Annotated in this window: 10 protein-coding genes and 1 pseudogene; 3 read left to right on the top strand and 8 right to left on the bottom strand. The window is 40.5% G+C overall.

Going from position 1 to position 12,707, the window contains the following annotated elements; genetic code table 11:
- Positions 1 to 65 precede the first annotated feature (65 nt).
- Positions 66 to 548, bottom strand: a complete 483-nt coding sequence (locus tag HLH16_RS07140) for a glutathione peroxidase (RefSeq protein WP_131286449.1) — start codon at positions 546 to 548, stop codon at positions 66 to 68.
- On the bottom strand, positions 545 to 964 hold the full coding sequence (msrB, locus tag HLH16_RS07135; protein ID WP_131286451.1) for a peptide-methionine (R)-S-oxide reductase MsrB: 420 nt from the start codon (positions 962 to 964) through the stop codon (positions 545 to 547). Before msrB ends, HLH16_RS07140 begins: the two co-directional genes overlap by 4 nt.
- A 228-nt stretch (positions 965 to 1,192) precedes the next feature.
- Between msrB and HLH16_RS07130 the strand changes: the two genes are divergently transcribed.
- Positions 1,193 to 2,623, top strand: a complete 1,431-nt coding sequence (locus HLH16_RS07130; RefSeq protein WP_171528819.1) for a pyridoxal phosphate-dependent aminotransferase — start codon at positions 1,193 to 1,195, stop codon at positions 2,621 to 2,623.
- Between the two features lie 71 nt (positions 2,624 to 2,694).
- Here the strand turns inward: HLH16_RS07130 and HLH16_RS07125 are convergent, their stop codons facing one another.
- Positions 2,695 to 4,671, bottom strand: a complete 1,977-nt coding sequence (locus tag HLH16_RS07125) for an acyltransferase family protein (RefSeq protein WP_171528818.1) — start codon at positions 4,669 to 4,671, stop codon at positions 2,695 to 2,697.
- A gap of 231 nt (positions 4,672 to 4,902) precedes the next feature.
- Between HLH16_RS07125 and HLH16_RS07120 the strand changes: the two genes are divergently transcribed.
- Positions 4,903 to 6,084 (top strand): YbfB/YjiJ family MFS transporter, encoded by a 1,182-nt coding sequence (locus HLH16_RS07120; protein ID WP_171528817.1) that lies wholly within the window; start codon positions 4,903 to 4,905, stop codon positions 6,082 to 6,084.
- Between the two features lie 13 nt (positions 6,085 to 6,097).
- On the opposite strand, the gene HLH16_RS07115 is transcribed toward HLH16_RS07120, so the two are convergent.
- The gene (locus tag HLH16_RS07115) at positions 6,098 to 6,643 is read right to left on the bottom strand and encodes a M23 family metallopeptidase (protein ID WP_171528816.1); all 546 of its coding nucleotides are present in this window, start codon (positions 6,641 to 6,643) and stop codon (positions 6,098 to 6,100) included.
- A 153-nt stretch (positions 6,644 to 6,796) separates the two neighbouring features.
- Entirely contained in the window at positions 6,797 to 8,050 is a 1,254-nt protein-coding gene (icd, locus tag HLH16_RS07110) for an NADP-dependent isocitrate dehydrogenase (protein ID WP_171528815.1), read from the bottom strand.
- Positions 8,051 to 8,252: 202 nt separating this feature from the next.
- Here icd and HLH16_RS07105 point away from each other — a divergent pair, with 202 nt between their 5' ends.
- A complete protein-coding gene (locus HLH16_RS07105; protein ID WP_171528814.1) occupies positions 8,253 to 9,077 on the top strand; it encodes an rRNA large subunit pseudouridine synthase E in 825 nt (274 codons plus the stop codon).
- 134 nt (positions 9,078 to 9,211) lie between these two features.
- Here HLH16_RS07105 and HLH16_RS07100 read toward each other — a convergent pair whose 3' ends face one another.
- The 3 genes and pseudogenes from HLH16_RS07100 to HLH16_RS07090 all read right to left on the bottom strand — a co-directional run.
- Positions 9,212 to 11,443: an NADP-dependent isocitrate dehydrogenase gene (locus tag HLH16_RS07100; RefSeq protein ID WP_171528813.1), complete on the bottom strand. Its 2,232-nt coding sequence runs from the start codon at positions 11,441 to 11,443 to the stop codon at positions 9,212 to 9,214.
- 628 nt (positions 11,444 to 12,071) lie between these two features.
- Positions 12,072 to 12,320, bottom strand: coding sequence for a hypothetical protein (locus HLH16_RS07095; RefSeq protein WP_171528812.1), 249 nt, complete (start codon positions 12,318 to 12,320; stop codon positions 12,072 to 12,074).
- Between the two features lie 120 nt (positions 12,321 to 12,440).
- A pseudogene (locus HLH16_RS07090) lies at positions 12,441 to 12,590 on the bottom strand (IS982 family transposase); the annotation flags it as partial.
- Positions 12,591 to 12,707: the final 117 nt, after the last annotated feature.

Here is a 12,707-nt window from a genome sequence, read left to right as displayed (position 1 = left end):
TTTTAGATAGATTTAGGGCGATCAATTGATCGCCCTATTTTACTTTAGCTGATAATTACTTTTGACTACTTTGCCAAAGCAGCTTCAACTTCACTTTCCATATCTTCAGGTTTGGTGGTCGGTGCAAAACGATTTAACACTTTGCCATCTTTACCAATCAAGAACTTGGTGAAATTCCATTTGATCCCGTTTCCGAGTATTCCTTTACTGTTATTGGTCAAATAACGGAATAAAATGTGCGCTTCTGGGCCTTTAACATCTACCTTTGAAAACATGGGAAATGTTACGCCATAATTTTTTTGGCAGTAAGCCCCGATTTGTTCATTGGATCCAGGATCTTGTCCGCCAAACTGGTTACAGGGAAATCCCAAAACCTCCAAACCTTGATCTTTGTATTTCTCATACAACTTTTCAAGACCTGCAAACTGGGGGGTAAAACCGCATTTACTGGCAGTATTTACAATCAATAAAACTTTGCCTTCATAATCAGCAAATGATTTATTTTTTCCATCTAACAACTCAGCCTCAAACTGATAAATGTTGGTCATGGATAGGTTTCCTCGTCATTTTTTTCTTGTGTTTTTAATTCTAATGAAGCTGAATTTACGCAATAGCGTAACCCTGTTGGCTGTGGACCATCTTCAAAAACATGGCCTAAATGTGCGTCACAATGATGACAAACAATTTCTGTTCTCACCATACCGTGTGTCGTATCGGTATGTTCTTCAATTGCAGAATTATTTAAGGCTTTATAGAAACTGGGCCAACCACAGCCACTGTCGTATTTTGTTTCTGAGCTAAATAACGGCTCACCACAACAACGGCAGACATAAGTACCATCTTGTTTTGTGTTCCAGTATTTACCTGTAAATGCAGGCTCGGTTCCCTTTTGACGTGTAATACGGAACTCTTCAGGTGATAACTCTCTTTGCCATTCTCGGTCTGATTTATTGAGTTTTCCCATGGCTACGTACCTTCTTCCTTGCTATTTAAAATAAAATAATCCTATATTTACGTCATTCATATTTAAATTTCTAGTCTTTCGTTAACATTTTACAAAAGACCTATAATTTACCTAAAAAAGCAAAAAGTAAGCAAAGTCAAAAATAGAGTGAGCAATTTATTTAAGAAATGCTTTTTTGTGAGCAAATTTAGTGTTACTCTTTGTCATAAGCTTGCTCAGGATTAAAAAATGTCGCAAAAAAAGAGCGTTATTTTTAAAAATTTGCTTCCTGTGATTAAACAGTATCAACAGGCAGGATTTACGCACGAAAAAATTGTTGCTTTACTTCGGGATGAACACAATCTTGATTTAGTAACAACTGAGACATTTAAAAGTTATTTATATCGTTATGCAAAAGTGACCTCCACTCCTTCCGAGAACATCAAAATGCCGAACACTCTCCAAACCCCTCGCGAAATTAAGAAATCGTCTAAGCTCGATCATGTATGCTACGACATTCGCGGACCTGTGTTACGAGCGGCCAATGAAATGGAAGAAGCCGGTCACAAAATTATTAAACTTAATATCGGTAATCCCGCCTCATTCGGCTTTGAAGCGCCACAAGAAATTATTAATGATGTGGCTTTAAACTTACCCAATGCCGTGGGTTATACAGACTCGAAAGGGATTTTCCCTGCGCGTAAAGCGATTTGTCAGTATTACCAGCAAAAAGGCATTTTGGATATGCAGGTCAATGATGTGTATATCGGTAATGGCGTATCTGAACTGATTGTCATGGCAATGCAAGGCTTGCTGGATGATGGCGATGAAATGCTGGTTCCAATGCCAGATTATCCATTATGGACAGCTGCGGTAAACTTGTCTGGTGGTACAGCGATTCACTATAAATGTGATGAAGAAAACTACTGGTATCCAGACATTGCGGATATGGAAAGTAAAATCACGCCAAATACCCGTGGTATCGTGATTATCAATCCGAATAACCCAACGGGTGCGGTTTATCCACGTCATGTATTGCAACAAATCGTTGATCTTGCAAAAAAATATGACCTGATTTTGTTCGCTGATGAAATTTACGACAAAATTATTTATGACGGCATTGAACATGTCGCTGTGGCTGCGCTTGCGGGTGACCAGCTCTGCATCTCGTTTAATGGTTTGTCTAAAGCCTATCGAATTGCGGGTTTCCGTTCAGGCTGGATGGCCATTACCGGTGATAAATCACGTGCAATGGACTACATTGAAGGTTTAGACATGTTGGCATCGATGCGCCTATGTGCCAACCATCAAGCACAATATGCCATTCAAACCGCTTTAGGTGGTTATCAGTCTATTAATGACTTGATTCGTCCGGGTGGTCGTTTATATGAACAACGCAATATCGCTTGGGAAATGTTGAATGAAATTCCGGGCGTATCTTGTGTCAAACCTGAAGGTGCGATGTATTGCTTCCCTAAACTGGATCCGGAAATTTATCCAATTCAGGATGACGAAAAATTCATGCTCGACTTGTTGCGTGCTGAAAAAGTGTTACTGGTTCAAGGGACTGGTTTCAACTGGCCGACTCCTGATCATTTCCGTGTGGTGTTCTTGCCTGCCGAAAATGAACTACGTGAAGCGATTACCCGTTTAGGGCGTTTCCTGTCAAAAATGCGCTAATGTTTTAAGTTCTGAAATAAATAAAAAAACCGCGCTATATAGCGCGGTTTTTTTATGACTGCAATTCGTTATTAGTCTTTAAGCGGATTGCCATACTGTTTTAAATATTCAATGCCCAATTGCCGAGATCCTTGATTATTAATATGATTGGTATCTTTATCCCGATATAAAGGCACATCATCAATACTGATTCTACATACCTGCTGATTACAGATGACCTTGGTCGGGTCAATAATTTTCAAGTCAGGGTATGTCAGTTTGGCTTCAGCAATAATTCGATTAAATTTCAGAAGCTGTTGTTCATAATTCCGCCTGGAAACAGTACATTGCGCATGCGTATTTAATATTTCATTGCGAAGATTACAATCTGCCGGCACCCCGTCCCGATCTAAGCGAGGTACATCATTGAGTAAAATGACTTGATCACCGGACTGATAAGCAATTTTCAAAGCTTTCATAAAGCCAGTTTTGAATATTTCTTCATTTGAATGATGAATGCCATCTTCCAGTTTCACCTCAGGACCAAAATACGGTACATATGAACCCGCTAAAATAATCACTGGATAATGTGTTTTTGCAAGATGAGCGGTAATGGCATCATTTCTTAATTTAAATTCGCTCAGCTCTTCCCAATCATTGAAATTGGCATCCAGACGCTGTACACCGGGTAGATAGAAGGTTGAACTTTGCGTGACGTCATAGCCGCGTAAATTCGCATCTTTAGCCCATACATCTAGCATTGCGGTATAAGCGTTGGCATGAGAATCACCGATCAATAAAAAATCTATTTTGGGTTTAGCATTCCCCAAGACACAATCATTCGGATCAGGTAAAGCTTCCGGATCCTCAATATCCATACATTTATTGCGGATGATATGGGCAAATGAATTAAGTGCCGCTTGCTTGTTATAGACAGACTCAGGAAATCTATCCGGAAAACCTTTATTTATATTGATGGTCTTGGCAAGGGTAATAAAAATCATGGCTGGCACGAGAAAACCGATGATAATCACTTTGTAATTCGCTGCCATCACAAAACGTTTGGTTGGTTTTTCTACAAATCTATAGGTTAAAAATGCCAATATGATGGACAACAGTACAATCACAGCCTGATTTTCTGCATTTAATGGCTGCATATAAATGCCGAATAACACAATAATGGGCCAGTGCCACAAATATAAAGGATAAGAAATTCTCCCGATCCAGGTACTCAAGCGATTACTCAGTAACACATTACTGGAGGGTGAAGATTGTCCCAGATAAATGATGAATGCTGTCGCCAAACACGGTATAAGCGCCATTGCTCCAGGAAATGGAGTTTGCTTATCGAAGTAGATGGCTGCTGTAAACAATACGATTAAAGCCATCCAAACCAGACTTTTAACCAACATTTTAGGCAGTTTAAGCTGTGGCAAAAAACCAATCAATGCACCAATGAGCAGCTCAAAGGCACGTACTGGCATACTGTAATAGGCCTGCTCTGCATTTTGAGTCAATTTATGCTGTGCATACACCAGTAAAGTCACGATTAATGTACTGAGGATCGCCCACATATATTTTCGTGGTACCTTTCGAACAAACAACCATAACAATAAAGGCCAAAAAATATAGAACTGCTCTTCTACCCCAAGCGACCATAAATGCAATAAAGGAATACCTTCAACACTTTGGCTAAAGTAATCCCCCACCTCATTGCGCATATAGATATTTGCCATGAGCAAGGTTGCATACATGACACTATCAAAATATTGAGTCAATTCACCAGGTAGCATCACCTGCCAGGCAATTAAGCTCACAACGCTGAGTACGGTAAAATAAGCCGGTGCTAAACGTACCACACGCTTCTTGTAAAACCGTGCGACAGAAAATCGTTTCGATTGAATCTCATGCGTTAAAATGATGGTAATTAAATAACCTGAAATCACAAAAAAGACATCAACACCAATATATCCTCCAGAAAAGAAAGATAATCCGATATGGTTAAAAATCACCAATAAAACGGCGATAGCCCTTAAGCCATCAATATCAGCGCGATATGAGAAATTCATAATTTAGATAAACACAATAACTTATTCAGATTGTAGGCCTTTATGCAGAAAACTCAATTTGCAAAATAAAGGGTTATATGTCAGCCAATTCTATAAGAGCAGTCTTAAATATTACTTAATGACTCGAACATTGATGTTTTTGTAGCGTTTGTAAGTTCTGATCCTATTCATTGTTGGAGACTCATGCTATTTATTGAGATGAATCAATAATAAATAGCTGCGAGTGCATGGATGTCCTCAAACAATATCAAGCTCAGTCTGTTTTTATGCCTCAGTATGTGCTTAGGGATTGGTATTTTACGTTTTTCTTATACCGCGCTGTTACCCAGCACACGTGAAGCATTTGACTGGAGCGTAGGTTTTGCCAGTCTTTTAGGGAGTGCAAATTTACTCGGTTATCTGATGGGCGCTTTTGCAGCCATGCGACTGCCCCAAAACAAAAGCATGACCCTATACATCCAGATTGCCGCAATCGCCGGCATGTTCAGTTTAATGTGCTGTGCTTTTGCAAATTTTCCTCAGGCCTGGTATATCTTCTGGCGTGTGATTTCAGGAATCAGCGGTGGTCTACTGATGATTCTATCGCCTAGTGTGGTTGCGCAGTGCTGTGATATTCAGGATCGCTTTAAAATCAATTTTATTGGTTTTAGTGGAATTGGTCTTGGGGTTTTATTGGCAACGCTTTTCTTGCCTTATCTGGATCAAATTTCGATACAAACAGCCTGGCTGATTCTATGTGGCTTCGCGTTGATGATTTGTGTTTGCTTAAGTATTTTACTGCAACAATTTAAGCATCATTTGTCGGTACAAACTATTGTAACCACCAGTAAAGTTAAGCTGAATACGCTTTTTTATAGCTTGCTGGTTGTGTATGCCTGTAGTGCATTCGCCTATATTCCGCATTCATTGTTCTGGATCGACTATCTCAGTCATGAACTGGGGCTGAATCTATTCTGGATCAATTTTAACTGGATTCTTTATGGCTTAGGCAGCGCTTTGGGAGCTTTTACCGCCTACCTTTTAGCCAGAAAATTCGGTAACATGACTGCACTTAAAATACTTTATAGTCTGTATATCCTAGCGATTTTTATTGCCACATTAAACACCAGTCCACTTCTGACTTTTACCTCCTCCTTTTTTACCGGCATGCTGAATCCGGCAGTCGTGTTTTTGACCTCTTATACGATTCTACAACTCTATGGTTTGGCGTATAAAAAACTCTGGAGTATTGCGACACTGTGTTTTGCATCTGTTCAGCTGATTGGCGGATTAAGTTTTAGTACATTGCAGCATTTCGGTGTGACCTATCATCAGCAGTTTATATTGGCTTCTTTTGTACTATTACTCGGAACGCTGCAACTCGCATGGCATACACGATCAAAGCACTACAAGCGAACCGAACAAACACTTTAAGTTGTAAATATTTTTATGAGGATGAGGCTAAATACGGATAAGGATTTACAGCTCCCTGTCCATTCAAATAGATTCCATAATGCAAGTGTGGCGGGGTATTTTTAGCATTACCGGTATTGCCCACATAACCGATGACTTCCCCGGCTTCAACCCAGTCGCCTTTTTGAATCTGGTCAGCATAATCATCCAAATGGGCATAATAATGCCGGCTTAAATCTGGACCGATAATCCAGACCACTTTCCCACCCAAATTATTGGTTCCGACTTTCAAGACAATGCCTTGAGTTGTGGTTCGTACAGGTGTTCCTAGCCTGGCAAAAATATCGATACCTTCATGTGTGCGCCCTTCACTCCGTGCTGCGCCCCAGGTATCTTGAATTTGTCGAGGTTTAATATTTCCAACCGGCATTGCAAGTTGTGCAGGCAAATCCATGTGTTGTAATTGCATATATAAAATGGGGTAACGTACGCCTGCTGCTTCACCTGATGGTGGTGGCTGACAGCCTGAAAGCAGTATCAATGCAATCATTAAACTCAGGCAGAAAATCTTTGTGAACATTTTTCGATGCTGATGCATTAATTTCAAGAATTAAAGTGATTGAATCCATTTCATCTTAAAATTTTAAATACATTAAATAAAACATGCTTTCTGTAAAACAAAAAACCCGCAACGAATGGCAGGTTTTTCTAACACAAGGTTTCAGTCCCAGACTTACTCCATATTGTTAATCACTGCTTGACCAAATTCCGAACAACGTAACAAAGTCGCGTCAGGCATCAAACGCTCGAAGTCATAAGTGACCGTTTTAGCAGTAATCGCACCAGAAACACCTTTGATGATCAAGTCGGCAGCTTCAGTCCAACCCATGTCACGCAGCATCATTTCAGCAGAAAGGATGATTGAACCCGGGTTTACTTTGTCTTGACCTGCATATTTAGGCGCAGTACCGTGCGTGGCTTCGTACATCTGGATTGCACCACCAATGTTTGCACCAGGCGCGATACCGATACCACCCACTTCAGCTGCAAGCGCATCAGAAATGTAGTCACCGTTCAAGTTAAGCGTCGCGATCACTGAATATTCAGAAGGACGCATCAGGATTTGTTGCAGGAACGCATCAGCAATCACATCTTTAATGATGATGTCCTTGCCGTTTTTAGGGTTCCGGATTTTAACCCATGGGCCACCATCTAGAAGCTCACCACCAAAACGTTCAAGCGCAACTTCATAGCCCCATTCTTTGAACGCACCTTCGGTGTACTTCATGATATTGCCTTTGTGAACAAGGGTCACGCTTGGCTTGTCATTGTCGATTGCGAATTGAATGGCTTTACGAACCAGACGTTGAGTCCCTTCTTTAGAGACCGGTTTAATACCAATACCACAATTTTCTTCGAAACGGATTTTAGTCACACCCATTTCTTCTTTCAGGAATTTGATGACTTTTTTAGCTTCGGGTGAATCCGCTTTCCATTCAATCCCTGCATAGATATCTTCAGAGTTTTCACGGAAAATCACCATGTCAGTCAGTTCAGGATGTTGAACTGGAGAAGGAACACATTCGAACCAGCGCACTGGACGCACACAGACGTAAAGGTCTAATTCTTGACGTAAAGCCACATTGAGAGAACGAATACCACCACCAACAGGAGTCGTTAATGGACCTTTGATAGAAACGACAAACTCGCGAAGCGCTTCGAACGTTTCTTCCGGCATGTAAGTACCATAGATTTTATCTGCTTTTTCACCGCAGTAAACTTCCATCCATTCGATCGAACGTTTGCCAGCGTAAGCTTTTTGAACTGCAGCATCTACCACTGCTTTCATTGTTGGTGTAATATCCACACCAATACCATCGCCTTCAATGAAAGGAATGATAGGATTGTTAGGAACATTCAGTGACAAGTCTGCATTTACGGTAATTTTGCTACCATCCACAGGCACAACAATCTTCTGATAACCCATTGTACTCGTTCTCCCTATTGTTATTCTATCTGGCGAATCTAAAAAATAATTGCCAATATGCAATACTTTCAACTTATCTTAACGCATAATATTGTAATCCTATTTAAGTGTTTTTGAGATTTACAGGGGAAATAACGCCATTTCCCCATAAAATAAAACTCAACGTTTCCAGTATTTATCATTATCAAAGTAGTTATTTTCTATGAAAATCGTCATTCTTAATAAACCTTATGACGTTCTCTCCCAGTTCCGTGCCGATGAGAAACATCAAACCATGGCTGATTTCACTCAAGACCCTGATCTTCGTATCGCTGGTCGTCTTGATTTAGACTCAGAAGGCTTAATGTTCTTAACCGATCATGGTGGTTTGAACCAGTTCATTACCAACCCTGCCAACAAAAAGTTTAAAACTTATGTGGTACAGGTTGATGGTGACATCACCGAAGAAGCTTTAGAGCAACTTCGTAAAGGTGTTGAGCTTAAAGATGGCATCACCCTGCCTGCTCAAGCCAAAAAAATTGATGAGCCGGACTGGTTATGGGAACGTACGCCACCTGTACGTTTTCGTGCTAGCGTTCCAACATCATGGGTAGAAATTCAAATTTGTGAAGGTCGTAACCGTCAGGTTCGTCGCATGACCTCTGCGGTAGGTTTTCCAACTTTACGGTTGATTCGTACTCAAATTGGTAGCCTCAACATTGTAAAACTTGGCTTACAGCCCGGTGAGCAAGTGGAAATCGAACCTTTACTTTACCCAGACTTTAAAGATGTTCCTGCGGACAAACCGTATGAAGGTCGTTCTTTTGCGAAAAAGACCACAACCAAGAAACAGCATTTCTCGGTTGCTAAAGACAAAGCACGCGAAGCAAAAGGCGAAGCGCCATTCAAAGGCAAGAAAAAAGCCAGTGGTGGTACAACCCGTATTTGGCAAATGGATGATGCGGATAAACCACGTCGCAAAACCAATGGTACGACACGCCCGAATACTAAAGCACCTCGTGGTCGTGGACGTAATAACGGTCGCTAAAATTGAGTTTAAATAAGTTCCTTTTTTGGGGAATATTCGTACCGTAGAAATTGCGGACGAAAAAAAGCCGGTGCATATGCACCGGCTTTTCTTTGCATCACCGGCTGAGTAGCCGGCTTTGCATTAAATTAAACTTAAACAGAAGCAAGAGCAGCGTTTAAGGTTGCGCTTGGACGCATCACAGCATTTACTTTCTCTTGATCAAGAGCGTAGTAACCACCGATGTCAGCCGCTTTACCTTGAACAGCAGCTAGCTCAGCAACGATCTTGTCTTCATTTTCAGCCAATGCTTTAGCAAGCGGAGCAAACTTCGCTTTCAATTCAGCATTTTCGTCTTGAGCAGCTAACGCTTCAGCCCAGTATTTCGCTAGGTAGAAGTGGCTGCCACGGTTGTCAAGTTCGCCAGTGCGACGTGATGGTGACTTGTCATTGTCGAGCAATTTGCCAGTCGCTTGGTCTAATGTCTTAGCCAATAACTTCGCAGCAGCATTGTCTTCTTTGATACCCATTTCTTCTAGAGAAACAGCAAGCGCCATGAACTCACCCAGTGAATCCCAACGCAAGTGGTTTTCTTCAACCAACTGTTGTACGTGTTTAGGAGCAGAACCACCTGCACCAGTTTCGTACATACCACCACCCGCCATTAACGGCACGATAGAAAGCATTTTCGCAGACGTACCCAATTCCATGATTGGGAATAAGTCTGTCAGGTAGTCACGTAAGATGTTACCTGTTACAGAGATTGTATCTAGACCACGAGCAACACGTTCAAGCGTATAACGCATTGCACGAACTTGTGACATGATTTGGATATCTAAACCGTCAGTGTCATGATCTTTCAAGTATTTTTCAACTTTCTTGATCAATTCATTTTCGTGTGGACGGTACGGGTCAAGCCAGAAGATTGCCGGCATGCCAGAGTTACGCGCGCGAGTTACCGCAAGTTTCACCCAGTCACGGATCGGTGCATCTTTCACCTGACACATACGCCAGATATCGCCTTCCTCAACGTTTTGCGACATCAACACTTCACCCGTTTCAAGATCAGTGATGTTGGCAATACCCGCTTCAGGGATTTCAAACGTTTTGTCGTGGGAACCGTATTCTTCAGCTTTTTGCGCCATCAAGCCAACGTTAGGTACAGTACCCATTGTTTTTGGATCGAAGTTGCCATTCCACTTACAGAAATTGATCATTTCTTGGTAGATACGTGCGAAAGTCGATTCTGGCATTACGGCTTTACAGTCGTAAGGTTTGCCGTCAGCGCCCCACATTTTACCGCCACCACGGATCATTGCAGGCATAGAAGCATCTACAATGACGTCGTTTGGTGAATGGAAGTTGGTGATGCCTTTTGCTGAATCAACCATCGCAAGTGCTGGACGATGTTCTTGACACGCGTGCAAGTCACGGATGATTTCTTCACGCTGCGATGCAGGTAAAGTTTCAAGCTTCTCGTAAAGACTCGCCATACCGTTATTGATGTTAACACCTAACTCATCAAATAACTTGCCATGCTTCTCAAATGCATCTTTGTAGTAAATTTTCACACAGTGACCGAATACGATCGGGTGTGAAACTTTCATCATGGTTGCTTTAACGTGTAAAGAGAACAAAATGCCCGCTTCACGACAGTCTTCAAGCTCTTTCTCGTAGAAGTCGCAAAGTGCTTTTTTGCTCATGAACATTGAGTCGATGATTTCGCCATCTTTCAATGCAACTTTTGGTTTAAGCACGATGGTTTCGCCACTTTTCGTGATCAATTCCATTTTCACATCACGCGCGCGGTCAAGTGTCATTGACTTTTCGCCGTGGTAGAAGTCACCTTCATTCATGTGCGAAACGTGAGTTTGTGACCACTGTTTCCACTCGCTCATTGAATGCGGGTGTTTCTTAACGTAGTTTTTCACTGCGGCAGGCGCACGACGGTCAGAGTTACCTTCACGTAATACTGGGTTTACAGCAGAGCCTAAGCATTTGCCATAACGAACCTTGATTGATTTTTCTTCTTCAGTCGTTGGGTTTTCCGGATAATCCGGGATTGCATAGCCTTTTGACTGAAGTTCTTTAATACACGCTGTTAGCTGGCCAACAGAGGCACTGATATTCGGTAATTTAATAATGTTGGTATCTGGATCTTGTGTAAGATGACCTAGCTCCGCGAGGATATCGGGAACTTTCTGCTCTTCATTTAGGCAGTCTGCAAATTCTGCGAGCACGCGAACGGCTACAGAGATGTCACTTTTGACAATCTCGATACCGGCCGGCTTGGTAAAGGTCTCAATGATCGGCAGCAGCGAATAAGTCGCCAACAATGGCGCCTCGTCAGTCAGAGTGTAAATGATAGTTGACTTTCCACCAGCCATATATAGCCCCTTGCGTTAGATTGAGTTTTGAGAACCGAGCTTTTGGCCCAGCCCTACGAACCGATTTGCTTAAATAAAACATCGAAAGTATCGGTGCTCATTGCACCTCAGCTAAACAACAATATTGTTTCATATTGCTTCTTGGCTGAAAATTCATATATATCGGTGTTGTTCACCAATCCTTATATTCTACTTGAAATTTCGTATTTTTTCGAGTACAGGCAGTCTCAGCTGGTCTCTTCGACTACATTCACACACCTCATTACATGAGCAATGACTCAAGACTTTAATAACAAATATTATTTATTTATCAATATTTTATATTAATTAAACTCTAGATTTGTGATCAAAATTTAAACCGACCAATTTACTGTTTTACAACCCAATTAATTAAAACATGTTGGGTATCATGGAAATAAATCATACATAAAGGAATACGATGCAAATTTTTTCCTGATCAGCCGAAAAAGTAATCATTGTGAAGTCTGCGCTCCTTACTTAAATTTTACTAAACTTTAAAGGCTTTCGAGCGGTAATTTTCAACGAAATATTGTGGGAGAATCCAAGATATAAATGTTGTCCTTGAAGCTCAGCAAGGTGATAAATAGAGTCAAAACACTTAAATATATTATTCTCTATCAAAATTATATTGCTTTAACATCTTGTCAAAATCTGGTTTTAAAGGAAACTTTATTTCAAATATTTCTTTAAACTTTTGTCCGTATATATTTTCATATTCCATTTTTATTTTTACGAATATAATTTCACCAGTGTATTTACTTTCGCTAAAATCAATTAAATTATTAACTCCATATAAATCTTTATCATAATGTTCTACAAAATTATTTTTAAATGCACTTAAAGATATTGTCGCCAAATTTCGAACTTTTAGAAAACTAATAAACTCTCTTGATGATTGGCCTTCAATTAAGGCTGCCTGTAAATTATAGCAATCACCTTTACCTATATTATGAATTCTAAATAACCCGAATCCTGTTTAAGCTAATGCTTCACTAATTTTGATCATTGGCTTATTTTTATGGCAGAGCTGATAAGCACACAAAGTTGCATAAATACCTGCTAAATAGCCTTCAAGACTTCTCGCTTTAGTCGTCACTAAATGATATTGACCTTTCAGTAAACTATAGCTAAATACCAAATAAATCATTACAGTAATCTTTAAACAATTTATCAATATCTTTAACTCTAAACTTATTGCGAATCATTTTTACTCGTGACCACATTTTTTCTATAGGATTTAAGT

It is taken from the genome of Acinetobacter sp. ANC 5378, assembly GCF_013004315.1.
GTDB lineage: Bacteria > Pseudomonadota > Gammaproteobacteria > Pseudomonadales > Moraxellaceae > Acinetobacter.
This window is presented reverse-complemented; position numbering and strand designations above follow the sequence as displayed.

What these genes read in the sequence shown, in the direction of transcription:
- msrB (WP_131286451.1), bottom strand. Translation starts at nt 964, where the DNA reads ATGGGAAAACTCAATAAATCAGACCGAGAATGGCAAAGAGAGTTATCA.
- HLH16_RS07130 (WP_171528819.1), top strand. Translation starts at nt 1,193, where the DNA reads ATGTCGCAAAAAAAGAGCGTTATTTTTAAAAATTTGCTTCCTGTGATT.
- HLH16_RS07115 (WP_171528816.1), bottom strand. Translation starts at nt 6,643, where the DNA reads ATGTTCACAAAGATTTTCTGCCTGAGTTTAATGATTGCATTGATACTG.
- HLH16_RS07120 (WP_171528817.1), top strand. Translation starts at nt 4,903, where the DNA reads ATGTCCTCAAACAATATCAAGCTCAGTCTGTTTTTATGCCTCAGTATG.
- icd (WP_171528815.1), bottom strand. Translation starts at nt 8,050, where the DNA reads ATGGGTTATCAGAAGATTGTTGTGCCTGTGGATGGTAGCAAAATTACC.
- HLH16_RS07140 (WP_131286449.1), bottom strand. Translation starts at nt 548, where the DNA reads ATGACCAACATTTATCAGTTTGAGGCTGAGTTGTTAGATGGAAAAAAT.
- HLH16_RS07100 (WP_171528813.1), bottom strand. Translation starts at nt 11,443, where the DNA reads ATGGCTGGTGGAAAGTCAACTATCATTTACACTCTGACTGACGAGGCG.
- HLH16_RS07105 (WP_171528814.1), top strand. Translation starts at nt 8,253, where the DNA reads ATGAAAATCGTCATTCTTAATAAACCTTATGACGTTCTCTCCCAGTTC.
- HLH16_RS07125 (WP_171528818.1), bottom strand. Translation starts at nt 4,671, where the DNA reads ATGAATTTCTCATATCGCGCTGATATTGATGGCTTAAGGGCTATCGCC.